Origin of the sequence: Phnomibacter ginsenosidimutans, from assembly GCF_009740285.1 — a bacterium.
Classification (GTDB): Bacteria; Bacteroidota; Bacteroidia; order Chitinophagales; family Chitinophagaceae; genus Phnomibacter; species Phnomibacter ginsenosidimutans.
In genome coordinates, this window is the sequence record NZ_CP046566.1 from 1,157,386 (window position 1) to 1,182,158 (window position 24,773).

At 47.8% G+C, this 24,773-nt stretch carries 14 protein-coding genes; 12 read left to right on the plus strand and 2 right to left on the minus strand.

Annotation, left to right across the window (positions count from 1 at the left end):
- The first annotated feature begins 90 nt into the window (after positions 1-90).
- The gene (locus GLV81_RS05010) at positions 91-2,547 is read left to right on the plus strand and encodes a glutaminase family protein (protein WP_246186258.1); all 2,457 of its coding nucleotides are present in this window, start codon (positions 91-93) and stop codon (positions 2,545-2,547) included.
- A 78-nt stretch (positions 2,548-2,625) separates the two neighbouring features.
- Here the strand turns inward: GLV81_RS05010 and uxuA are convergent, their stop codons facing one another.
- Complete coding sequence (gene uxuA / locus GLV81_RS05015) at positions 2,626-3,870, minus strand: mannonate dehydratase (RefSeq protein WP_343030583.1); 1,245 nt, start codon at positions 3,868-3,870, stop codon at positions 2,626-2,628.
- Positions 3,815-5,299 (minus strand): xylulokinase, encoded by a 1,485-nt coding sequence (locus GLV81_RS05020; protein WP_157477402.1) that lies wholly within the window; start codon positions 5,297-5,299, stop codon positions 3,815-3,817. The genes uxuA and GLV81_RS05020 overlap by 56 nt, the downstream gene beginning before the upstream one ends.
- Positions 5,300-5,476: 177 nt before the next feature.
- Between GLV81_RS05020 and GLV81_RS05025 the strand changes: the two genes are divergently transcribed.
- The 11 genes from GLV81_RS05025 (at position 5,477) to GLV81_RS05075 (ending at position 24,678) form a co-directional block, all read left to right on the plus strand.
- Entirely contained in the window at positions 5,477-6,217 is a 741-nt protein-coding gene (locus tag GLV81_RS05025; protein ID WP_157477404.1) for an SDR family NAD(P)-dependent oxidoreductase, read from the plus strand.
- Positions 6,218-6,556: 339 nt separating this feature from the next.
- Positions 6,557-8,113, plus strand: a complete 1,557-nt coding sequence (locus tag GLV81_RS05030; RefSeq protein ID WP_157477406.1) for a hypothetical protein — start codon at positions 6,557-6,559, stop codon at positions 8,111-8,113.
- 290 nt (positions 8,114-8,403) lie between these two features.
- On the plus strand, positions 8,404-8,982 hold the full coding sequence (locus GLV81_RS05035; protein ID WP_157477408.1) for an RNA polymerase sigma-70 factor: 579 nt from the start codon (positions 8,404-8,406) through the stop codon (positions 8,980-8,982).
- Positions 8,983-9,048: 66 nt separating this feature from the next.
- Positions 9,049-10,233 carry a FecR family protein gene (locus tag GLV81_RS05040; protein WP_157477410.1) on the plus strand — a complete coding sequence of 395 codons (1,185 nt, stop codon included), beginning with the start codon at positions 9,049-9,051 and terminating at the stop codon, positions 10,231-10,233.
- Between the two features lie 403 nt (positions 10,234-10,636).
- Positions 10,637-13,756, plus strand: coding sequence for a SusC/RagA family TonB-linked outer membrane protein (locus GLV81_RS05045; RefSeq protein WP_157480673.1), 3,120 nt, complete (start codon positions 10,637-10,639; stop codon positions 13,754-13,756).
- A gap of 19 nt (positions 13,757-13,775) precedes the next feature.
- Complete coding sequence (locus tag GLV81_RS05050; protein WP_157477412.1) at positions 13,776-15,323, plus strand: RagB/SusD family nutrient uptake outer membrane protein; 1,548 nt, start codon at positions 13,776-13,778, stop codon at positions 15,321-15,323.
- A 68-nt stretch (positions 15,324-15,391) separates the two neighbouring features.
- Positions 15,392-16,240, plus strand: coding sequence for a LamG-like jellyroll fold domain-containing protein (locus GLV81_RS05055; RefSeq protein ID WP_157477414.1), 849 nt, complete (start codon positions 15,392-15,394; stop codon positions 16,238-16,240).
- 94 nt (positions 16,241-16,334) lie between these two features.
- Positions 16,335-17,696 carry a glucoamylase family protein gene (locus tag GLV81_RS05060; RefSeq protein ID WP_157477416.1) on the plus strand — a complete coding sequence of 454 codons (1,362 nt, stop codon included), beginning with the start codon at positions 16,335-16,337 and terminating at the stop codon, positions 17,694-17,696.
- A 144-nt stretch (positions 17,697-17,840) separates the two neighbouring features.
- Positions 17,841-21,956, plus strand: a complete 4,116-nt coding sequence (locus GLV81_RS05065) for a hybrid sensor histidine kinase/response regulator transcription factor (protein ID WP_197428950.1) — start codon at positions 17,841-17,843, stop codon at positions 21,954-21,956.
- A gap of 204 nt (positions 21,957-22,160) precedes the next feature.
- Positions 22,161-23,513 carry a BNR repeat-containing protein gene (locus GLV81_RS05070; RefSeq protein WP_157477420.1) on the plus strand — a complete coding sequence of 451 codons (1,353 nt, stop codon included), beginning with the start codon at positions 22,161-22,163 and terminating at the stop codon, positions 23,511-23,513.
- Between the two features lie 4 nt (positions 23,514-23,517).
- Positions 23,518-24,678: a glycoside hydrolase family 88/105 protein gene (locus tag GLV81_RS05075; RefSeq protein WP_197428951.1), complete on the plus strand. Its 1,161-nt coding sequence runs from the start codon at positions 23,518-23,520 to the stop codon at positions 24,676-24,678.
- The last annotated feature ends 95 nt before the right edge of the window (positions 24,679-24,773 follow it).

Genomic DNA, 24,773 nt, shown 5'->3' on the forward strand with positions numbered 1-24,773 from the left:
ATTTAGATGCAATACCGGCGGTAATGTCTATTACTGCTGGTTTATTTTTCTGTATCCTTCAGTGGTAGAATTGTACCTTAAATAAAATTCATGCGTATGCAAACTGTTCGTTTTTTGTTGTGTTGTTTGCTCAGCTTGCCTGCGTTGGCACAGCAGCAGGCGCCGGCATATCCGCTCATTACACACGACCCGTATTTCAGCATCTGGTCTTTTACTGATACATTGAATGCATCGCCTACCAAACACTGGACAGGCACTACGCATGCACTGAATGCGATAGTGCAGGTAGATGATGCTTTTTACCGCATTATGGGTGCCGCAGAAGATGTGTATGAAACGGTATTGCCTACCGGCGATGAAAGCGATTTTTCTTTTCGCTATGTGCTGCAAGAACCTGGAGCTGCGTGGACGGAAACAACTTTTCAAGACGATAAATGGTTGGCAGGCGTTACGCCTGTTACACATCGCAAAGAAGGAAACGGTACGGAATGGAGCACCCGTCATATTTGGTTGCGCCGGAGTTTTGAGCTCTCGCAGCTACCTGTGCATCCGATGTATTTGCTCACCGGCTTTGATGATAATGCAGAAATTTATTTGAATGGCACCCGCATTCACAGTGCCAAAGGCGTTGCCAGAAAATTTCAATACCTCGCATTGGATGCACAGCTTCGTGCGTTATTAAAACAAGGGAAAAATGTATTGGCTGTACATGTAGAAAATACCGGCGGTGATGCTTTTGTAGATGTTGGTATTGCGGCCAAAATGCCACGCCTGCATGAGCAAAAAATAAAAAATGCCCTGCAGCAATCGGTGAAGATGACGGCTACACAAACCAGCTATCAATATGCTTGTGGTCCTGTACAGATTTCATTGCGTTTTGTTTCGCCATTGCTCCTGCAAGATCTGGAACTGATGTCGCGGCCGGTGTCGTACATCACGTATGAAGCGGTAGCTACAGATGGCAATACACATCAGGTAAAAGTGCTGATGACTGCCGAAGGGGCCATTGCCAGCAATCATGCTTTGCAAACGCTTACAGCACAACAATATCAGCATGCTGGGCTTAGCATACTCAAGGCAGGCACGCTGGAGCAACCCATTTTGCAAAAGAAAGGCGATGACCTGCGGATTGACTGGGGTTATGTATATGTAGCTGCCAACATTGCTCCGGGTTTGCAGCAAAGCGTTGGTACAACTGCAACGGCCATTACAGATTTTATCACGAATCAATCATCAGGCAAAGCAACGGGCCAAGGGAAAGCGTTGAGCCTGAATACACAGTTTGATTTAGGCCGGGTGGGCAGCAAAACTGCAACGCAGCAATTGCTGATAGGTTATGATGATATTTTTTCTGTTCAGTACTTTGGCAGCAATCTGCGTCCGTGGTGGAACAGGAGTGGAAAGGAAACGATAGAGCAACAATTGCAAAAAGCTGCAGCTGGTAGTGCAACAGTGCTCCAGGCGTGTGCTGATTTTGACGCTGCATTACAACAGCAATTGACAAAGACAGGTGGAGATGCCTATGCACATTTGGGCATATTGGCCTACAGGCAAAGCATTGCTGCACACAAGCTGGTGCAAAGTCCGCAAGGTGAGTTGCTGTTTTTATCAAAAGAAAATTTTAGCAATGGTTCTATTAATACAGTAGATGTTACCTATCCGTCGGCGCCTTTGTATTTGTTGTACAATCCATTGCTGATGCAGGGCATGCTCAATGGAATTTTTTATTACAGTGAAAGTGGCCAATGGAAGAAACCTTTTGCCGCACACGACCTCGGGACATATCCCATTGCCAATGGTCAAACTTATGGCGAAGACATGCCAGTGGAAGAATCTGGCAACATGATTATTCTTACCGCAGCCATTTGCAAAACGCAGAAAAATTATGCCTATGCCAAACAACATTGGGCAACGCTGACGCAGTGGGTAAATTTTTTGGTGACAGATGGATTTGATCCTGCCAATCAATTGTGTACTGATGATTTTGCCGGGCATTTGGCTCGCAATACCAACCTGTCGCTAAAAGCCATTGTAGGCATTGGTTGCTATAGTCAAATGGCAGAAGCATTGGGTGAAAAAGCCATTGCGCAACGATACCGTGACACAGCCGCCGCCATGGTGCAGCGTTGGATGCAAATGGCCGATGATGGTGACCATTACAAACTGACGTTTGATAAAAGCGGTACCTGGAGCCAGAAGTATAATTTGGTGTGGGATAAAGTACTAGGGCTGAATTTGTTTCCTGCAGCGGTGTACAACAAGGAAATCAACTATTACCTCAGCAAGCAACAAGCATTTGGTTTGCCACTTGATAGCCGGCGTACGTACACCAAAAGTGATTGGATATTGTGGACTGCAGCACTCACTGAAAACAGAGCACAGTTTGATGCCTTGTTATTGCCTGTGTATCGATTTGCTACCAGCACAGCCAGCAGAGTGCCGCTCAGCGATTGGCACGAAACAACCAATGGCCGGCAGGTTGGCTTTCAGGCAAGAAGTGTGGTAGGCGGCTACTATATGCCATTGCTGAAAGCTGTATTGCGTTAGCAAATGTATTCAACAGCAAGAGGCGTTCTGCTGCAGAACGCCTCTTGCTGTTTGTAATTATTGAATCAGCGGAACTGACTAATAATTGCTACGCAAAATACCCAACTCCAAACCACGCAGCTCTGCCAGTCCACGCAATCTGCCGATAGCTGTATAGCCGGGGTAAGTGTCTTTGTTCAAATCGTCCAGCATTTGATGCCCATGATCCGGACGCATGGGCAGGTGTACTTGCCGGCGTTGCATCACCTCCGACAAAGCTTTTACAACTGCATACATGTCTACATCACCATCAAGATGATCGGCTTCAAAAAAGTTGCCTTCATGGTCACGTTTGGTGGCCCGTAAATGCACAAAATGAATGCGGTCGCCAAAGCGGTGTATCATGTCGGCGAGGGCATTGTCTTGCCGAACGCCCAAAGAGCCTGTACAAAAACAAAGGCCATTGGCTTTTACAGGAACTGCCTGCAGCAATTCTTCCAAATCATTGGCGGTGCTTACAATGCGGGGCAAGCCCAGCAACGGATAGGGTGGATCGTCGGGGTGAATTGCGAGGGTAACACCGCAGGCTTCAGCAACAGGCGCTACCTCTTGTAAAAAATAAAACAGATGTTGTTTTAGTTTGGCGGCATCAATGTGTGCATAGTTATCCAGCGCCGATAAAATTTGCTCCGGTGTAAAGGGGATTTTACTGCCCGGCAAACCCAACAAACAATTGTGGTACAGTTTGTCTTTTTCTTCCTGCGAAGCATTTTCAAAAAATGCTTTGGCGCCGGCAATTTCATCGGTGCTGTAATCTTGTTCGGCATGCGGCCGCTTCAGCATAAACAAGTCGAATGCCATGAAGGCTTGCTTGTTGAAATAAAGTGCCCTGCTTTTGTCGGGTAGTTCGTACGATACATCAGTTCGCATCCAATCGAGGATGGGCATGAAGTTGTAGGTGATCACTTTTAACCCACATGCAGCAATATTGCGAATGCTGGTTTTATAATTCTCGATGTGCTGCAGGTAATCGCCTGTTTGGCGTTTGATGTCTTCACTTACCGGTAAGCTTTCTATCACCGTCCAGCTCAGGCCCGCCGAGGCAACGAGTGCTTTCCGTTTTTCAATTTCTGCTACCGTCCACACTTCGCCTACCGGTATGTGGTGCAGTGCGGTTACAACACCAGTACAGCCTGCCTGCCGAAAGTGCCAAAGGTCCACAATGTCGTTGTCGGGACCATACCAGCGCATGGTTTGTTCAAATTTGTATACACTCATGGTTTGTTGTTTATTGAGTAATGCTTTGTTCGAGAGAGCTTCGCCATTGCAGATACGCATCTTCATACAATGCCTGATGCGCAGGCGTTGGTTCAATGCGGTTGAGCAATTGCAAGCCTGCACCGAGTTCGTGTTCGGCAAATGCACCAGCGCCTATGCCAGCACCAAGCGCAGCACCAGTAGCGCCATCGGTATTGTACAAGCTCACGGGTACGCCGGTGCTATTCACAAATGCATAGGTAAACACGGCACTTTGAAACATATTGGCCAGCCCTGCTTTGATGTGTTGCGGATGCATGCCCATGCTTCGCATGATATCGAGCCCATAGCGAAACGCAAAAGCAATGCCTTCCTGCGTAGCCCTTAGTACATGAGCTGTGTGATGTTTGTTGGCATCTACCTGTAATATTTGTGCACCGGGTTGGCGGTTGCCCAACATGCGTTCGGCACCGTTGCCAAAAGGCAATACCCGAACTCCTTCACTACCTGCTGGTATTTGTGCTGCCAGTTGATTCACTTCATCGTAACTGAGTTGTGGAGCCAGCCATTGGCGCATGAGCTTGTTCATAATGCCACAACCGTTGATGCAGAGCAATAGCCCGATACGTGCCGCTGCTGTGGAGTGATTGACGTGGGCAAAACAATTGAGCCGCGACTGAGGATCGGGGGTAAGCGAATGCGCCACGCCATAAATAACGCCGCTGGTGCCGGCTGTGGTAGCTACATCGCCGGGTTGCATCACATTCAGCGAAAGGGCATTGTTGGGCTGGTCACCCGCTTTGTAGGTAACGGGTATGCCTGCAGTTAAACCAAGTGTTGCAGCAACTGACGCTAGTAAACGACCATGTGTAGCAAACACCGGTTGAAGTGATGGAATCAATGACCTGTCGAATCCGAAGTGATGCATAACGGCATCGCTGATTTGCTGTTTTTCAAAGTCCCAGAAAATGCCTTCACTCAGGGCGCTGACAGTGGTGCTGGCTTCGCCGGTCATTTGCAGGGCGGCAAAATCGCCGGGCAACATGATCCGCTTTGCTTTTGCATAAATATGTGGTTCGTGTTCTTTTACCCAAGCCAGTTTGGCTGCGGTAAAATTGCCGGGTGAATTGTAGAGTGTTTGCAAACAAGCGGCATGTCCAATAGCATCAAATGCGGTGTCACCATAAGGCACGGCCCGGCTATCGCACCAGATAATGCTGTTGCGTAGCGGTTGTGCAGCCGCATCTACCATTACCAGCCCATGCATTTGGTAGGCAATACCAATGGCGGCGATGTCTTTGGGATTGTATAAGCCACTGGCGTTGGCCTTGAGAATGCATTGTTGTATATCACTCCACCATTGCAGCGGGTCTTGTTCGGCCCAGCCTTTTTGCAAGGCCACAATAGGTGCTTCCTGTTCGGGATAGCTGGCACTGGCAATGGTTTGTTGCGTTTGTGCATCTACTACGGCCACTTTTATGGAAGATGTTCCCAGGTCTATTCCGAGTAATAACATATGGCAGAATGAAAAAAATAAATGGAGGTGAAGGTAAAAGGAAACCCAGCTTGTACCATGCCGTGGCCGCAGATATTGCCGGGTGATTGGGCAAAAGTTTACGCAAATGTTTGCGTAAGCTTTTGCTTGCAGGCCCATGCAGAAACCGTAATTATGCAGGAACACGAAACAATAATCATGGCACAACAGGTAGCATTGGTAACGGGCGGCGGGGCTGGTTTAGGACTGGCCATTGCATCGGCATTGGTAGCTGCAGGCACTACGACTATTATTTGCGGCCGCAATGAAGAAAAGCTGGCCGCAGCGCAGCAAAGCCTTGGCCCGCTGTGCCATACACGGGTGCTGGATGTAACACAACTTGCCGCCATACCTGCTTTTGTAGCCGAAATTATTGAGACGTTTGGCCAATTGGATGTATTGGTAAACAATGCAGGTATCAATTATAAAAAACCGTTTACCGAGGTCACAGACGAAGAGTTTCAGATGGTGATGAGCACCAACCTGAATGCCGTGTTTGCCATGAGCCGTGAGGCCGCCAAAGCCATGTTGCAGCAGGGTAGTGGTTGTATCATCAACATTAGTTCGATGGCGGCGCAGTATGGCATTCCGAAAGTGATTGCCTACAGTGCCAGCAAAACTGCCATTGAAGGCATGACCCGAGCCATGGCGGTAGAACTGTCGCCGCTGGGTATTCGGGTAAATTGCATAGCGCCGGGTTTCATTTATTCTGATATGACTGCCGCTGCACTCAACAGCGATCCGGAACGCAAAGCCAAAGTATTTGGCCGTACCCCGATGGGAAAAATGGGGCAGCCGCAAGACATTGGCAGTGCTGTGGCTTTTTTGGCCAGCCCTGCTGCCAGCTACATTACAGGCGTAGTGCTGCCGGTAGACGGCGGTAATTCCATCGGATTTTAAATTGGTTAGTGTTGTGAATTATTGAGAGCATAACGCTTTTGGAGTTGTGTTCAATTGACTGTTTGTTTAGTCTGTTGGTTTTATTGTCGCGTTTTGGTTAGACAAGCTGCAGTAAGGCTGAATACCCATTCAATTGCTGTTGCATCATTCATGCTGCCTTGGGGGATAATCATTCAATTTTTGGGGTACGTTTCATTCAAAATGCTTCCGGTAAGCATTGGCACTTTTTTCCACGGCTATCTTCAAAAATCTATTGTTGAATAGTGCCGCTGCTGACAGCAAAAAACACTGCCAGCAGCGCTGCTTCAGTCTTCAATTTTTAAAAAACGAATGTGCTGTATGAAAAAACTCTACGCTAGTCTTCTCTTGCTGCTTGGTACTATGGTTGTGGTACAAGCTCAAACGCTTATTCCGGTCGATAATGAACTGATATTGCCACGATATGCTTATTACGGCGGTACTTCCAGTTCCAATACCAACCGCATTCCTGTTGCTGTTCGTTTGAAGCTGTCGGGCCTTACTGCCAATACCACTTACCGCTACCTGGCGGGTATCAGTAGCAATCCATCGCTAACCACCACGCAGGCGCCGGGGCCTATGTACAGAATCAACAACACTGAAACCGCGGCAGGTTCTATCACCGGCTATTCTGCTGTAAAAGCCATCAATTCATCCGAAATCAATAATGATACGATGATAACCTCAGGGGCTTCCCGCCATGCAAAATTTACCACCGATGCAGCGGGTGAATACACGGGCTGGTTTGCAAGTGTACCCATTGGTACTGCGGCAGCCTCCGGACAGCAGGCTGCAGGTGCAGATGTGTATTTCTACATCAATATCGGAAGCAACAGCACTCCTGCATCAGGTATCATTCAGTCATTTCGCACCACTTCCACCATCCGATTGCTCGATTACTCCAGCGTAGCTGGTAATGTAAATGGCTGTACCGGTCTTATTGGTACCTCTGACGTAGGCAGCGAAAAAATGGTAACCATTTATGATAACACTGCCGGCACCGGGCGGCCACTTTACAGCACGTTTACCGAAAACAATAATTCACCCGGCAGCCCTACCGGCAACCTCAATGAAGGTAATATCTGGACCAACCCTGTGTTGTATCCGGCGGTAGATGGTGTAAGTGGTAGCTGGGCGGCTATTATTCCCAATTCATTGAGTGGCGGTGTAAAAGCTATCAACTTTTACAATGCTGATGGTACCCTGCTCACACTTTCCAATGGTCCCTCTGCCAATATCAGTAACGATGGTGTTTGGAATGGTGTGGCTACAGCCAATCCTTCCGGCGATTCAACACGACCCATTGTGATCAACAGCATTCAGGGGTCTTCGCTGCCGGTACAGCTCCTCCATTTTCAGGGCCGTGCCGTAAAAAGCAATGTAGAACTTACCTGGACTACCGCTCAGGAAAAAGACAATAAGCATTTTGAGATTCTTCGTGCCGGTACCGATGGCCGGTTCTTCAATATTGGTACCGTGGCTGCAACTTCCTCCACTGCTGCTACACATCAGTACAGCTTTGTGGATGCAGAGCCTTTCTCAGGGAAAAATTTGTACCGACTCAGGCAGGTAGACAAAGACGGAAAAAGTACTACCTACAAAACCATAGTGGTACAGGCTGCACAGCAGGCACAAGCCATTCGCATCGTTTCGGTAAGTAATGCAGAACTGGTGTTGTCGGTAACTGCTGCCGCTCAAGGGAATGGCGCCATCAGTTTTACCGATATGCGTGGCAGCGTGTTGCATAGCAGAACAGTTCAGTTGCAGAAGGGCGAAAACCTGATCCGCATTCCCATGAATGGTATGCCTAAGCAAATGGGCATTGTGCAGGTAATAGGAGCACAGGCCAAACGCATGCATCTTAAGGTGATCTTATAAAACGTTTCAAAAAAGTCGCTGTGTGACTATGCAACTACAGCGGCTTTTTTGGTGTATGCATAGTAAGGTGGATAGCATAACGGTCTCTGACTGTTGTGCTATTTTTTTGCACAGGAAGTTTTTGTAAAGATTGCGTGTATCAAATCGTTGAGTGCCTTGGCTTTGCCCGGTAACCTGTAGCACTGTTCAAATGGCTTGTGCACATTCAATTTGGTGATTTCGACCAATGCCTGCCTAATTTTGATAGCCCTAACAGGATGTTCTGCTAATTTTATGGTCACTATTTGACGATGCCTGCCTCTTACCGCACATATGCAAACGATGAACTGGTTCGCCTGCTACAGCAGGATGATGCGGAGGCGTTTACCGAAATCTATCGCCGCTACTGGCAAAAGATGTTTGCCATTGCCATCAACCGCCTGCACGACAGTGCTTTGGCCGAAGATGTGGTGCACGATGTGTTTGCCAGCTTGTGGGCCAACCGCACAGAAGCGGCCATTCAAACCATTGAAAATTACCTGGCTGTAGCCACCAAATACATGGTGCTCACCCGCCTGAAACAGCAGGCCCGCCAGCAGCAGTTGCTGCAACAGGCACCGGCAACGCTAGCCATCAACGATGAGGTTGAACTGCGGATGCAGCAGCGCCAGCTACTGGCCCGCATTGCCGAAGAGGTAGAAAAACTGCCCGAAAAGTGCCGCCTCATTTTTAAGTACAGCCGCGAAGCAGGCATGCCGGTAAAAGAGATTGCCCGGTTATTGCAGCTATCGCCCAAAACGGTGGAAAACCAACTCACCAAAGCCCTGCGCCAGTTGCGTGTGGCTACCCGCAGCCTCTTTATGATGCTGGTTTTGTTCCTCTTTTTCTAATCTCCTACTTTTTTTCATGCGCCGTGGGGGATATCCTTTCTGCGGCATACTTATTCTATTACAACGATGCCAACGCCTGCTCACATAGAAGCTTTGATTGAGAAATATCTCCAGGGAACTGCCAGCCCCGAAGAGGTTGCGGAACTGAATAACTGGTACCGCTCCTTCGATGACAGCGAGGCGGAAATTCCGCTGGCTTCTGCAGCCGATTTGGCCGGGTTAGAAGCCCGGTTACAACAAAAAATTTTACAGACAACAGGTTATCATACCACAAGCAATCGAAAGCGCAGCCGCCCTTGGGTGGCTGCCGCTGCTGCGGTGCTGCTCATGGGGTTGATGGGCACGGCCTATTATCTGTTTTTTGCCCAACAACAACCTGTGGCCCCACCAGCAGTAGCCGTACAGCCCAAGCCGGCGCCGGTGCAAATTGTACCCGGCGGCAACAAAGCTATTTTGACACTGGCCGATGGCAGCACCATCGTATTGGATAGTGCATCGAACGGGGTGTTGAGCCAGCAGGGCAATATTGCCGTAGAAAAGTTAGACAACGGTTTGCTGGCCTATCACATCAATGGCAAAATCATTACTGAAAACGACGAAGCTTTTTACAATACCATTAGCACACCCAAGGGCGGTCAGTATCAGGTAACGCTGTCTGACGGCACCAAAGTGTGGCTCAATGCAGCGTCTTCTATCCGTTTTCCGGTGGTATTTACTGGTGCCATGCGGGAAGTAACCATTACTGGTGAAACCTATTTCGAAGTCACCAAAAATGAACATCAGCCCTTTATTGTGCAGGCCGGTAATAGCAGGGTAGAAGTGTTGGGAACGCATTTCAACATCAATGCGTATGATGATGAAGCGAGTGTAAAAACCACGCTGCTGGAAGGTAAAGTAAAAGTGAGTGTGGCGGGGCAAACTGCAGAGCAGGCCAGCCGCTACCTGAGCCCGGGCCAGCAATCAAATGTGGGTAAAAACGGACAGCTCCGTATTGTAGACAATGCCGATACCGAAGAAGCTGTAGCATGGAAAAATGGCCGGTTCCAGTTTAAAAGCGCCGACCTCAAAACCATTCTGCGGCAAATGGCCCGCTGGTACAATGTGGAAGTAGAATACCGGGGCAATGTGGATTTGCATTTTACAGGGCAGCTCACCCGCAACGAAGAAGTGGAGCGGGTTTTCCAACTGTTGGAGCTGACCGGCGAAGTGCATTTCCGTACAGAAGGAAGAAAAATAATCGTGACCCGCTAAAGGGAACCGGTGAAAATAAAACAGCAGCAATACCTGTACGTGGTGTACTGTATGGTTGCTACAACGATGATCAAAAACAACGAAGCTAATAGCTATGGAAAAACCATATGAAGGCAGCCTGTCTGCCAATTCCGTTTCGGATTGTATAACCCAACAAATAAATTGTATGCATCAAGCTGTAACTCAGCAATCAGGCTTTGCAGAAAGTCGTATTGCCAAGCAAACCCTTCGGCTGGTGAAGCTTACTTCGGTATTGCTGCTGGCTCTTTGCCTGCAGGTAAGTGCCCGTGGATTGTCGCAAACAGTGACCATCCGCGAAAACAATGTAAGCCTCCAGAAAGTATTTGAACAAATCAGAAAGCAAACCGGCTATCAGTTTTTTTATGCCGATGAAGTACTGAAAATGGCGAAGCCTGTTTCGCTGTCGGTACAAAATGAAAGATTGGTAAATGTGCTGAACCTCTGCTTTGAAGGCCAGGTACTCACATACACCATTGAAGAAAAAACCATTGTGGTAAAACGCAAAACGGCTGAGCCAGAAGTTGAAATTCCCAACACCGGCACTGTAGTAGAGCAGCCGCAAATTGTGGTTACGGGCCGTGTGTCCGACATCAAAGGACAGCCGCTGGTAGGGGCCAGCGTGTATGTAAAAGGCACCAACAATGGTACTACCACCGACAACAATGGTGAGTACAGCATTTCGGTAGATGACAATGCAACGCTGGTGTTTTCTTTTGTAGGCTACACTAGTACCGAACAAGCAGTAGGCAATCGTAAATCTATTAACGTTAGCCTCAAACTCATTGAGCGTTCTATGGAAGATGTGGTAGTGGTGGGTTATGGTACCCAAAAGAAAAGAGACCTCACGGGTTCTGTTTCTTCCATCAAAGGTGAAGAAGTAGCCAGCATGCCTTCTACCAACCCCATTGCTTCTTTGCAAGGAAAAGTAGCTGGTTTAACGGTATCAAACAGCGGCCGTGCAGGTGCCAGCCCTGTGGTACGCATTCGTGGTGTAAACAGCACCAACAGTGCCAGCCCCGTGTATGTGGTGGATGGTATTTTGCATGACAACATCGACTTCCTCAATCCTGCAGACATCGAATCCATCGACATTCTTCGTGATCCATCTTCTATTGCCATTTATGGTGTACGTGGTGCCAACGGCGTTATTGCTATTACCTCTAAAAAAGCAGCCCGTGGCCAAACCCGTATCAACCTGCAAAGCAATGTAGGTGTACAGGTAGTGCAGGATAAAATCAAAATCACCGATGCAGAAGGATTTAAGAAATTGTACAACGCACAGTTGGCCAACCTGAATGCTGCGCCGTTTGATTATACCAACTACACTGCCAATACCAACTGGCAAAATGAAGTGTTGCAAAAAGCAGTGATGTCTTCTACCAACCTCAGCATTTCTAACAATAGCGAAAAATCAACCACCTATGTAAACATTGGGTACACCGATCAGGAAGGTGTGTTGAAGTTTGACCGCTACAAGCGTTATCTCGTTCGCTTGAATGAAGAAATTCGTTTCAACAAAAACATTAAAGTAGGTGGTGATATCACAGGCTATCATTTTGTAAACACGCCTCCCGGTGCTTCTATTTCTAATGCTTTGTGGGCTGCACCCATTGTACCCATTCAGGCCGATGCCAATACGTATTACAGCATGCCTTCGTTTCAGCGGGCACAGGTGGGCAACCCCATTGCTGCGCTGAATCGCAACCAGGGCAATGAGGTAGATAAAGGTTTCCGGGTGATTGGTAGTTTGTTTGCCGAAGTGAAGTTTTTACAAAACTTCACCTGGCGCAGTACCGTGTACACCGACCTTGGTTTCAATACCAACCGTAGCTACTCACGGCTGCCATTTTCGTTCATCAATTTGGGCGAAGGCGGTACACCTACCACCACTACATTCGACCAACTTGCCCGCACCACTGTGTCGCAACAGCAAAGTGAATCCCGCCGCTTCCAGCAAGACCATACACTGGCCTTCGATAAGAAGTTTGGCAATGGCCACAGCATCAATGCACTGGCTGGTTTTACGACCATTTACAGCGCCAGTTCTTTTGTAGGTGGTACCCGCAGAGATACTGCGGTAAACATTCCGGATGATCCTGATTTCTGGTACCTCAGCATCTCTAACCCCAACAATCCTATTACCAACACTGGTGGTGGTAGCGAAAGTTCTATTGTGGGTGCGTTTGCCCGTGTGGGTTATCAGTTTAAAAACAAGTATTTGCTCAATGCCACTATCCGCCGCGATGGTAGCTCCAAGTTTGCACCAGAAAATCGCTGGGGTACCTTTGGAAGCATCGGCGCCGGTTGGGTACTGAGCGATGAAAAATTCTTTGATAAAGTAAAAGGCATCAACTTCCTGAAACTTCGTGCAGCCTGGGGCCGTACGGGTAATGCCAACGGTATTGCCGACAACATCTTTAAGCCCGGTGTGCAAAATGCTTCAACAGCCATTTTTGCCGACAACATTTATACCTCCATACAGGCGGCCTACATTCCCGACCCCAACCTGCATTGGGAAACCGTACAAGGGCTGGATCTGGGTGTAGACATTCGTGCATTCGACAATCGCCTGAATGCAGAACTGACGTACTACGATCGTACCACTACCGACATTCTTACTGCCGTAACCCTGCCCAACGAATCCCGCAGTTACTTCACCAACCTGGGTAAAATTACCAACCGTGGTGTGGAAGTAAACCTGGGCTGGAGCGACAACATTGGTAAGAAATTTGGCTACCGTGTTGGGGCTAATTTCAGCTACAACTACAACGTAGTAAATTCAATCGGTAACAATTTCAACTTTACCATTTTGGGTAATGGTGGCAACAACCTGACTAAAACCGGTGAATCCATTGGTCACTTCTTTGGGTATCGTCAAACAGGTATTTATCAGTCTACTGCCGACATCTCTAAGCAGGCTGCCTTCATCAACACATTGCCTGGTGATATTGCCTATGCCGATTTGGATGGCGATGATGTAATTACACCAGCCGACCGTACCAATATTGGTACACCTTTCCCACCATATTCTTATGGTGCCAATATCGAACTGAACTATAACGGATTCGACTTTGTGCTCGAAGGTCAGGGTGCCGCCGGACACAGCATTTACACACAGCGCCGCACATCTACTTTTGCAGTGCTCAACTACGAAGCCAACCGCCTGAATGCATGGACTGCGCCAGGTACCAGCAATGTAGAACCCATTTTGGACAACACCCGTGGCAACAACTTCCTGATGAGCACCTACTTCCTGGAGCCCGGCGATTACTTCCGCATTCGTACGTTGCAAGTGGGTTACACTTTCCAGCAAAATGCGCTGCGCAAAGTGGGTATTCAAAAAGCAAGAGTGTTCCTGAGCGGACAGAATATCAAAACATGGAGCCTCGTTACCGGTTACTCACCCGAGCCACTCATTGGCAGCATTTTGGGTGGTGGTGCTGATAATGGTGCTTATCCTGTTCCTGCTATTTACTCTTGTGGCATCAACCTTACTTTCTAACAGACAAAAACATTTCCAAATGAAAACAATCAATCAACTTACCTGGAAAGCTTGCCTGTTGGTATTGTCCGCAGGACTGCTCTTTACGAGCACAGGCTGCAATAAGTTTTTAGATACCGAACGTCAAGGGGCTTATGACGAAGAGAACTATCCGTACCCCGGTGGCAGCGGCCCGTACGACCAATTTATTTTTGGTGCCTACAACGATTTGCGCAGCTTCAACCTGCACAGCCAATCATTCATTACTGCCGTAAGTATTCGCAGCGATGATGCAGACAAAGGAAGTACGCCAGCCGATGGTGGAGCCAATGCTTTGACCATGGATAATTTTCCTGTGTTGCCAAGCAATGGTTTCCTCAATACCATTTGGTTGGGCAACTATTCGTTAGTAACAAAATGTAACAGCACCATTAAAGAAGTAAACACCAATGCTACCATTGTAGCGCCTGAGCAAATCAAGCAGCAAACTTTGGGTGAAGCACGTTTCCTGCGGGCCTATGCCTACTTCAATCTGGTGCGTTATTTTGGTAGTGTGCCCCTCATCGATTCATTGTTCTCCGATCCTGCGGCGCAGAATAACGTACCACAGAGTTCAGCAGCTCAGTTGTACGCCTTCATCGAAAGCGACCTGACATTTGCGGCAGCCAATTTGCCACTTACATGGGATGCAAAATTTGCCGGCCGTGTCACCCGTGGTGCTGCCAATGGTTTGCTGGCAAAAGTGTACCTCACCCAAAAGAAATGGGCTGCGGCACAAGCTGCTGCACAAGCGGTTATGGCTTCGGGTGTGTATGATTTGTCTACTCCGTACGACAAAATTTTCCGTGAAGAAGGTGAGAACAGCAGAGAGTCGATTTTTGAAGTGCAGGCTACTGCTTCTGCCGCTATTCCATCGGCCAATGGCGTACAGTATGCACAAATACAAGGTACCCGTGGCGCCGGCGATTGGGACCGTGGCTGGGGTTGGAACACACCGAGTGTACAACTCGAAGCTGCTTACGAAGCTGGCGACCCACGCAAGAACCGCACCATCATGTACACCAGCACAGCTACCACTACTTACCAAACCATTTATGGCGAAACCATTCCTGTTGGTTTGCCTAACCCTCGTTATAATGGTAAAGTGGCCACTAATCCTTCTATCCGTTCAGCTATTGGCAACCGCTTTGGTTACTGGATGAATGTGCGTTTGCTTCGTTATGCCGATGTAGTGCTCATGTTTGCAGAAGCGGCCAACGAAGTAGGCGGCACTGCCAATATTGAAGCAGCCCGAGTAGCCCTCAACAGTGTTCGTGCCCGTGCCCGTGCTGGCAACAACAGTGTGCTGCCCGATGTAACCACTACCGATCAGGAATTGCTGCGCCAGGCCATTCGCCAGGAGCGTAGGGTAGAGCTGGCCATGGAGCACGACCGTTTCTGGGATATCGTTCGCTGGGGAATTGCACAAGATGTATTGCAGGCTGCGGGTAAAACCAATTTCTCCAACAGTCGTGATGTGTTGCTGCCCATTCCGCAAACACAAATTGACCTGAGTGCCGGTGTGCTCAAGCAAAATCCTGGCTATTAATTGTTGATGTTTTAAAACACGAATTATGAAAACAACATTTGCATATATGAAACAGGGCGCTTGCTGCATTGCTGGCTTTTTCGCTGCTGGCTACGGCTTGCAAAAAGGATGGTAATCCCTACAACCTGCCCGGCGTTAATCCTGCCGATTATCAAGGTAAGATTGATGGCTTCAATAGCTCCGACGAAGTATATCCGGAAAACGTGATTGCGTACTGGAGCTTCGACGATACCAAGAATGAATTGAAAACAAATACGGCACCCGGACAAACCGCCAACGATGTGTTTGTAACGGGTGGCGTAAGGGGCAAAGCCTTGAGCCTTGCTGCCGGCTATTTGTATTACCCCACACAGTTTGCCAAGTTCAAAACCGATTCGCTCAAAAACTGGAGCATTAGTGTTTGGGTAAAAATTTTGAACAATGGCAGCAAGCGTACCATGCTGTTTCAACTCACTCGTCCCGGTCAGTTTAATGGCAGTATCAACTTTGCGTTGAATACCCAGTCTTTCCCTGCCAGCAATACAAGCACGTTGCGCATTCAGCCTACTTTCCTTACTATGACTGGTGGCACACAAGACAATATCAACAACACTTTGTCGCCCACCATTGGTGCTGATAAATGGACGCACATAGTGCTCACCTATGAGTACCTCACGGGTATCTTCAACATTTGGGCAGATGGCTTAAAGATTGGTGGCTTCCCCAACCGTGGCACCGGCAACAACTCATTCAAAGCCTATGAGCCCAGCGAAGTCATCATTGGTTCTAACTACAACGGCATCCCCGGCAAGTCTGTGAGTTCAGATGTATCATTCGCCCCCATGACTGGTCAGGTAGATGAGCTGCGGGTGTACAATCGTTTGCTGCCCGATGCGCATATTAAAGCATTGTTCAACTTGGGTAAAGCCAATAAGTAATAGCAGTAGTTGTTAGTATAGTTTTATAAAGGGGCACATGGGTTAGGTCTTTTACCTGTGTGCCCCTATTTTGTGAACAAGAAATGAGTGTGATATGAAAAAAATACTTCTTGCCGCAGCCGGTGTGCTTTTTGTAATAGCATCAGCAGTTGCACAAAAAAAAGCGTTGCAAACCACCTCTGTTCCTTTTGCGTCTGCAAAAGATGCGGCCCTGTTTACCGAAGTGCAGCGGGCCACCTTTCAATATTTTTGGAATGGGGCTGAGCCTACGAGTGGCTTGGCAAGGGAGCGTTTTCATGCCGATAATGTGTACCCGCAAAATGATAAGCATGTAGTAACCAGCGGTGGTGGTGGCTTTGGTGTGATGGCCATTTTGGTAGGCATCGAAAGAAAATTTATAACCCGTGAAGAAGGATTGAAGCGGTTGGAAAAAATCGTTGGCTTTTTAGAAACCGCCGACCGTTTTCACGGCGCATGGCCACACTGGTGGAATGGCGAAACTGGTAAGGTGAAACCATTCAGCAAAAAAGATGATGGCGGCGATTTGGTAGAAAGTTCTTTTATGCTGCAAGGCTTGCTTTGTGTACGCCAGTATTTTCAGCAAGGCAATACTGAAGAAAAAGCGTTGGCAGCCCGCATTGATAAACTGTGGCGGGAAGTAGAGTTTGATTGGTACACCAATAACAAAAATGTATTGTACTGGCATTGGAGCCCCAACTACGGTTGGGAAATGAATTTTCCGGTGAAGGGCTACAACGAATGTTTGATTATGTATGTGCTGGCGGCTTCATCGCCCACACATGGCGTTGCTCCTGCTGTGTATCATGAAGGCTGGGCACAAAATGGCAAGATTAATGAACAGCCCGATGGCTACGATGGCATTCAGTTGCAACTGCATTATCAGGGCGATAATAAAACAAGTGGTCCCTTGTTTTGGTCGCACTATTCTTACCTCGGCCTCGACCCTCGTGGGTTGAAAGACAAATACGCTGATTATTGGAAAGAGACAACCGGTCATGCACAAATACATTATCGTTGGGCGGTCAACAATCCCAAGAAATACAAAGGCTATGGCCCCGATAATTGGGGCATGACATCCAGCTATTCCATTAAAGGATATGCAGGACATGCGCCTTCTATGGAACATGACCTTGGTGTGATTTCTCCTACCGCGGCCTTGTCTTCTTTTCCGTACACACCCAAAGAGTCGATGGCGGCGATGAAAAACTGGTACTTCAATAAAAAGGATAAACTCTGGGGTGAGTTTGGCTTCTATGATGCCTTCAGCGAAACAGCTAATTGGTACAAACCGCATTACCTCGCCATTGACCAAGGGCCAATTGTGGTGATGATGGAAAACTACCGTAGCGGGTTGCTCTGGAATTTGTTTATGAGTTGCCCCGAAGTGCAGACGGGTTTAACCAAACTGGGTTTCACCAGTCCGCATATTAAATAATGATGCTGTTGATGAATGCGGTTTACGTAACCGTTTTCGTTTAGCCATTTTCGAAAAAGTAGGGTGCATGACAGTGCATAATGGTCAATAACCTTTCTTTATATGCGCATTGCCAAGCGGTATTGCCCGAAAGAAAGCTGCTGTATGAACGCCCGAAAGAAATTGCTCCACTATTGGCATTGGCTGTTGGTACTTGTTCCACTGGTATCAACAGCCAATAATTTTTCACCCATTACCCGCATTGGTATTGAAAAAGGATTGTCGAACAATTCGGTAAGATGCATTTTGCAAGACCGCCAGGGATTTATCTGGATTGGCACTTACGATGGATTGAACCGTTACGATGGCAGTGAGTTTAAAGTGTTTCGCAACCGGCCCGATGACAGCACTTCGTTGCCGCACAATTATATTTATTCCATTCACGAAGATGGCCGGCAACAGTTTTGGGTAGGCACTGGTCAGGGCATTGCCCAGCTCGACAGAACCACCGGTATATTTTCCCCCGTGTACTATATACAACAGCCGGGGCGGCAGCGGGAACGCTTGTCTATCAATGCCAATTTTATCAGCTCCGACAGTCAAGGTAATGTTTGGTTTGGAACCAACGGTTGGGGATTGATGCAGAAGCGTTCTGCAGACAAAGATCCTGTGCAGATACTTTGCCAAACCAATACGGGCTGGTCCAATGGGTACATAGCCAAAGCCATGGCGCAGGTAGGGCAGCAGTTGTATGTGTTTGTAACCGATATTGGACTTTGCCAATACGATGCGGCCAGCAAACGCTTACTATTGGCCGATGCCAGCGTAGCCAATGCCAACAGTATGGTAGCGGATGCTGCAGGCAATATTTGGGTAGGCAGCGAAAATGGCTTGCATCAATACAACACCATGCTGCGCAAATACACGGCTCATTTCACACAAGCATCTGGAGTGTTGCCTTTTGATAATGTAAGCAGTTTGTTTATTGCCAATCATGAATTGTGGATTGCAACAGAAGGAGGTGGTATTGCCATTCGCAACATGCAGCAAGGCAAAGTCCGTTATCTGACTGCAGGCAAAGGCCAACACGACCTGAGCAGCGATGCCGTGTATGCACTGGCCACCGACAATGAAGGTCGTATGTGGATTGGCACTCACAAAGGCGGTTGCAATGTTATATCTTCTTCCGACGGCCGATTTGTAACCATTGCCAATGATCCGTTCAACGGCAATTCTCTCATCGGCAACTTTGTGTATTCATTTGCAGAAAGCAAAACCGACGAAGATATTTTTATTGGTACCGATGGCAACGGACTCAGCATCTGGAACCGGCGTAGCAATCGCTTTACCAACTATGTGCACCATGCAGGCGATGCCAGCAGCATCAGCCATAATTCGGTGACCAATATTTTTACTGATTACACCGGTAAAATTTGGATGACTACACTGGGAGGCGGTGTCAATCAGTTTAGCAAAGCCACCGGAAAATTCAAGCATTACAAACTGCTGAACACGGCCAACGGCACCGAAAATAAAAATGCATTAAGCCTGTATGAAGACAAGGATAAAACCTTGTGGGCTACCACTTTCGGTAAGATGTATCGCTATAACCGGGCTGACGATCGCTTTGATATTTTTTCTCAAAACATCAACGATATCATCAGCATTACAGAAGACAAACAGGGGCAATTGTGGGGTGGTACTACCAATCAGTTGGTACAAATAGACCGGCAAGACAAGCAGCATCATTTTTACGACATTGGTGGCAAACCGGTGCGGGCCATACTTGCCGATGCCAACAGCAACCGCTTGTGGTTGGGCACCGAAGGCAACGGGCTGTTGCTGTTTGACATATCTACGGGAAAAGTGATGGAACGCTACACCGATGCCAATGGCTTGTGCAACAATGCGGTGCACACCATTGTAAAAGATGGCAAGGGCATGCTGTGGCTGAGTACTTTTAATGGGTTGGCCCGCTTCGATCCGAAGCGCAAATCATTCAGCAACTTTTATCAAAGCGATGGTTTGCAAAGCAATCAGTTTAACTATCGTTCTGCATACAAGCTGCGCAGTGGCGAACTGATGTTTGGTGGTATCAAGGGCTTCAATCTGTTTCATCCGGATAGCATTGTAGTGCGGAGTTTTATGCCCCCACTGTACATCACCAGTATCATGATCAACAGCAAGGATGTAGCCGTGGCTGGTAATGACTACATCAGCAAACGCAATGCTGCGACCATTGAAGAGTTGCGCATTCCTTACGATGAAGCCATTCTGTCAATCCGCTTCAATGCACTGGAGTATGCTTCGCCGGAAAAAATAAGCTATGCATATTTTTTGGAAGGATGGGACAGAGGATGGACGTATGCCGGCAACACCCGCAACATCAATTACAACAACCTTACAGAAGGCAGTTATGTGCTGCACATTAAAAGCACCAATGCGGCAGGCACCTGGCAAGAAAAGGAATCCCTGCTTCGGATAATTGTGTTGCCGCCATGGTACCGCAGCTGGTGGGCTTACAGTTTGTACCTGCTGCTGGCAGCGGGTTTGGGCTATGTTATTTACAACTATCGCATACAGCAAGAGCGGCTGCGCTACAAAATAAAACTGGCCCAATTACAAGCCGATCAGGAGCAGGAAGTAAACGAAAGGCGACAATCTTTTTTTACCAATATTGCCCATGAGTTCAGAACACCATTGACCCTCATCATCAATCCGCTGAAAGACATTGTACAAAAAGAGGACAGCAGCGATAGCAAGGAAGAGCTCGGGCTGGTGTACCGCAATGCCCGACGGTTACTGAGCCTGGTAGATCAGTTTTTATTGTTTAGAAAAACGGACACAGATACGGGGCAGTTGGTTGAGCAAGTGTTTCACTTCGATCAATTGTGCCAAGAAACCTATCTCTATTTTGTGCAGCAGGCCCGGTCTAAACAAATAAACTACCAGCTGCAGGTAAATGCGCAGCCAATTGTGGTGAAAGGCGACCGCGAAAAACTGGATATCATTTTATACAACCTGATGTCGAATGCGCTGAAATATACGCCGGAGCAGGGTGAAGTATTGGTAAATGTACAAGCCGATGCTACGCAGGTAACGGTAGAAGTATGCGACAGCGGCCCGGGTATACCCCCGCAGGTGGGCAACCGTTTGTTCGAAAAATATTATCAGGTAAAAGAGCCGGGACATGCCGGCAAACCTGGTTTTGGAATTGGTTTGTACCTGGCCAAAAAATTGGCCGAAATGCATGGCGGCAGTATTGGTTTTGCCAACCGAAGCCAAACGGGAACTTGTTTTACCCTTTCGCTGCCCATTGTAAGCAGCGCTGCTCAGGTAGTAGAAAATGCGCCGGTGGCAGCTACTACGAGTACCGCATTGCTCGAAGAAATAGCTGCGGGCAGCGAACCGCTGGTTGCTGCAAAACCTGCCATTACCAACGGCCTCGAATCGATTGTGAGTGAATTGCGCAGCATGCTCATTGTAGATGATAACGATCAAATGCGCAGCTACCTGCGGCAAGTATTCAGCAAAAACTTTACCGTGTACGATGCGGCAAACGGGCATAAAGGTTTGGCCATTGCCCACGAAGTAATGCCCGACATCATCATCAGCGATGTGATGATGGAAGACATGACAGGCATCGATTTTTGCAAAGCCATCAAAGAAACAGCAGCACTGAACCATATTCCCTTCATTTTAATCACCGGCAGTATTTCGCCAGAGCTGAAAATGAAAGGCATTGAATACGGTGCGGATGATTACATCAGCAAACCCTTCGAAAAAGATTTGCTGGTAGCCAGGGTGCAAAGTCTGCTGCGCAATCAGCAAAACCTGCAGCAGTATTTCTACAACGAAATCACCCATCAGAAAAACTATTTCAGTGTGTCGGGTGAGTACAAGGCATTTTTAGAAGCCTGTATCGACATTGTGGAACGCCACCTCGACGACGATGAGTTTAACATACAAGTGCTGGCTACAGAAATTGGGATGAGCCACAGCAAATTGTACAAAACCATCAAAACCATTTCGGGGCAAAGTGCCAGTGCCTTTATCCGGTTTATCCGGTTGCGCAAGGCGGCCGAAATGTTCATCAACAGCAATTATAATATCAACCAAACTGCGTTTTATGTGGGCATAAAAGACATCAAATATTTCCGGGAGCAGTTTGCCAAAACCTTTGGCATGAAGCCATCGGAATACATTGAAAAATACCGAAAGACATTGGGCAAAAATTATCGCCTCAACGATAAGGTATCTGGCGACAGGCTTAAGGAATAAAGCCTGTTATGATGCGTAGAGAGAGGGGTAAATTGATGAATTTACCCCCTTTTTTTCCGAGTTGCCCCCCCGTGGGGCTACCACATCTCCAATATTTTTACCCTCATACAGCCGTAGTAAGCTGGTTGCTCATTGGCCATATGAAACACAAAGTGATGTGTTACCGGGTTGCAGTTTTTGCACCCGTAAAATATTCGTCAGTGGATGCAGCTACCTTTCGGTTTTACTTATAATGATGAAATTGATGCTGCGTCTTTTTTCTTACTACTGGGTTGTCATTGTGCGGTGTTTTTGCCGGCACAAAAACTATCGCCGGTGGTTTGCGGCATCACTACGGTGGGCGATGGTTGGGCTGGCAATTCTGTCAACACCGTCATCTTTCGCAAGCATGCACTTACTTCTGTTGCCGATACGCAATTCATTGCCTACTACAATCAGGCAGGAAACGTAGTGCTGGGCAAACGCCATGTTGCCGATACGGGTTGGCAAACAGTTGTCACAGCTTTTACAGGCAATATTCATGATGCCCATAACAGCATCAGCATTGTGGCCGATGCGGCGGGCTACCTGCACATGGCATGGGATCATCACGGGCATCCGTTGCATTATGCCAAAAGTGAGGCACCGGGTTCGCTCCGGTTGCATAGCATGGAAATGATAGGCACTCAGGAGCAAAAAGTAACCTACCCGGAATTTCATGCCTTGCCCAACGGGCAGCTCATTTTTTTGTACCGCGATGGCAGTTCGGGCAATGGCAATCTTGTCATCAACAGCTATAACCCCGCCACCGGGCGCTGGAAACGGATGCACAATAATTTGATTGATGGCGAAGGATTGCGCAATGCATACTGGCAGGCATGTGTAGACGCGAAAGGAAGATTGCATGTATCGTGGGTGTGGCGGGAGAGCCCCGATGTAGCCAGCAATCATGACATGTGCTATGCAGTATCGGCCGATGGCGGCGATACCTGGCAACAATCGAATGGTAAAAAATATGATTTGCCTATTACTGCTGCCTCTGCAGAAATAGCGTGGCGCATTCCGCAACGCAGCGAACTGATGAATCAAACGTCCATGGCGGCCAACGATAAAGGAGAACCTTTTATCATCAGCTATTGGCGAGGCGCTGGCAATGTGCCGCAATACCAGTTGTTGTACAGGCAAAAAGGTGAGTGGCAACACAGCGATTTGGGATTCAGGAAAATGAATTTTACACTCAGCGGAATGGGCACCAAGAGCATTCCTATATCGAGACCGCAATTGGTGATTGGGCAAAAAAGACGACACAGTACCGTGCACGTTGTTTTCAGAGATGCAGAACGAAACAGTGTTATCAGCATTGCGAGTGCTGCTGTAAAAAGCCGCAAGCCTTTGCAATGGCAGCTGGCAGATGTGTATGAACAATCCGTTGCTGCATGGGAGCCCAACTATGATGTGGCACAATGGACAAATAATAAGCAGCTGTATTTGTTTGTACAACAAGTGGTACAGGCCGATGCGGAAGGACTGATTAAAACAAAGCCAACACCGGTGCAGGTGTTGCAGGTAAAATGGTAGTGGTATGATAACGAGATGGACAAACACACAAGCCTACGTTGTAGCAACGATGATTGCAGTTGTGCTATCGATGGCCTGTGGACATACGCAAAAAGCAACGCAGACTGCTGCTGCGCAGCAACAAGTGTTGCAGCTCATTCATTTGGTCAACAATAACTGGCAGCAAACACATCAACCCACCGTGAATGCATTTTGGGACAATGCTGCATACCATACGGGCAATATGGAAGTGTATGCACTCACGAAGCACGAACCTTACCGGGAATATTCTACTCAATGGGCTACCCACAACCAGTGGAAAGGTGCCAAATCGGATGATATCAGCAAATGGAAATTGACCTACGGCGAAACAGATGAATATGTGTTGTTTGGCGATTGGCAAATCTGTTTTCAGACTTACATAGATCTGTATAAGTTACAACCCGACGAATCCAAAATAGCCCGTGCAAAGCAAGTGATGCAATACCAGATACAAACGCCGAGAAATGATTACTGGTGGTGGAGCGATGGCTTGTACATGGTAATGCCGGTGATGACGAAAATGTATAGCATCACGAAGGAGCCTTTGTATTTAGAAAAGCTCTACAGCTATTTGCAATTTGCCGACAGCATTATGTACGATGATTCAGAAGGCTTGTATTTCAGGGATGCGAGGTATGTTTATCCCAAACACAAAACAGCAAGTGGCGGAAAAGATTTTTGGTCGAGGGGTAATGGTTGGGTAGTAGCCGGGCTTGCCAAACTGTTGCAGGATTTGCCAGCACAGGATGCACACCGGTTGTTTTATGAAAACAAGTTGAAAAGCATGGCAGCTGCTTTAAAAAAATGTCAGCATGCCGATGGCTACTGGACCCGCAGTCTTACCGACGAAAAACAATCGCCCGGCTTTGAAACCAGTGGTACTGCATTTTTTACCTACGGCATTTTGTGGGGCATCAATCATGGTTTGCTAAGTAAGGTGGAGTATGGCCCCGTAGTGGAAAAAGCATGGCAGGCTTTAACGACAACGGCGGTACAACCCAATGGCACCATTGGTTATGTACAGCCCATTGGCGAAAGAGCAATTCCGGGACAAATCGTAGATAAAAATTCAACGGCCAACTTTGGTGTAGGTGCATGGCTGCTGGCTGCCTGCGAAATGTATCGCTATCTGGGTAAGAAATAATCAAAGAAGCACGTCGGGTTTTTCTTTCAACAACCTACAAACGCAAACAACATCTTACACACAACAAAACAGTAATAAAAGAAAGCAAACAAACA

Bases quoted from the DNA above. Each gene is read 5' to 3' on its own strand.
- GLV81_RS05010 (WP_246186258.1), top strand. From the start codon at position 91: ATGCGTATGCAAACTGTTCGTTTTTTGTTGTGTTGTTTGCTCAGCTTG.
- uxuA (WP_343030583.1), bottom strand. From the start codon at position 3,870: ATGAAGATGCGTATCTGCAATGGCGAAGCTCTCTCGAACAAAGCATTA.
- GLV81_RS05020 (WP_157477402.1), bottom strand. From the start codon at position 5,299: ATGTTATTACTCGGAATAGACCTGGGAACATCTTCCATAAAAGTGGCC.
- GLV81_RS05025 (WP_157477404.1), top strand. From the start codon at position 5,477: ATGGCACAACAGGTAGCATTGGTAACGGGCGGCGGGGCTGGTTTAGGA.
- GLV81_RS05030 (WP_157477406.1), top strand. From the start codon at position 6,557: ATGAAAAAACTCTACGCTAGTCTTCTCTTGCTGCTTGGTACTATGGTT.
- GLV81_RS05035 (WP_157477408.1), top strand. From the start codon at position 8,404: ATGCCTGCCTCTTACCGCACATATGCAAACGATGAACTGGTTCGCCTG.
- GLV81_RS05040 (WP_157477410.1), top strand. From the start codon at position 9,049: ATGCCAACGCCTGCTCACATAGAAGCTTTGATTGAGAAATATCTCCAG.
- GLV81_RS05045 (WP_157480673.1), top strand. From the start codon at position 10,637: ATGGCGAAGCCTGTTTCGCTGTCGGTACAAAATGAAAGATTGGTAAAT.
- GLV81_RS05050 (WP_157477412.1), top strand. From the start codon at position 13,776: ATGAAAACAATCAATCAACTTACCTGGAAAGCTTGCCTGTTGGTATTG.
- GLV81_RS05060 (WP_157477416.1), top strand. From the start codon at position 16,335: ATGAAAAAAATACTTCTTGCCGCAGCCGGTGTGCTTTTTGTAATAGCA.
- GLV81_RS05065 (WP_197428950.1), top strand. From the start codon at position 17,841: ATGAACGCCCGAAAGAAATTGCTCCACTATTGGCATTGGCTGTTGGTA.
- GLV81_RS05070 (WP_157477420.1), top strand. From the start codon at position 22,161: ATGCAGCTACCTTTCGGTTTTACTTATAATGATGAAATTGATGCTGCG.
- GLV81_RS05075 (WP_197428951.1), top strand. From the start codon at position 23,518: ATGATAACGAGATGGACAAACACACAAGCCTACGTTGTAGCAACGATG.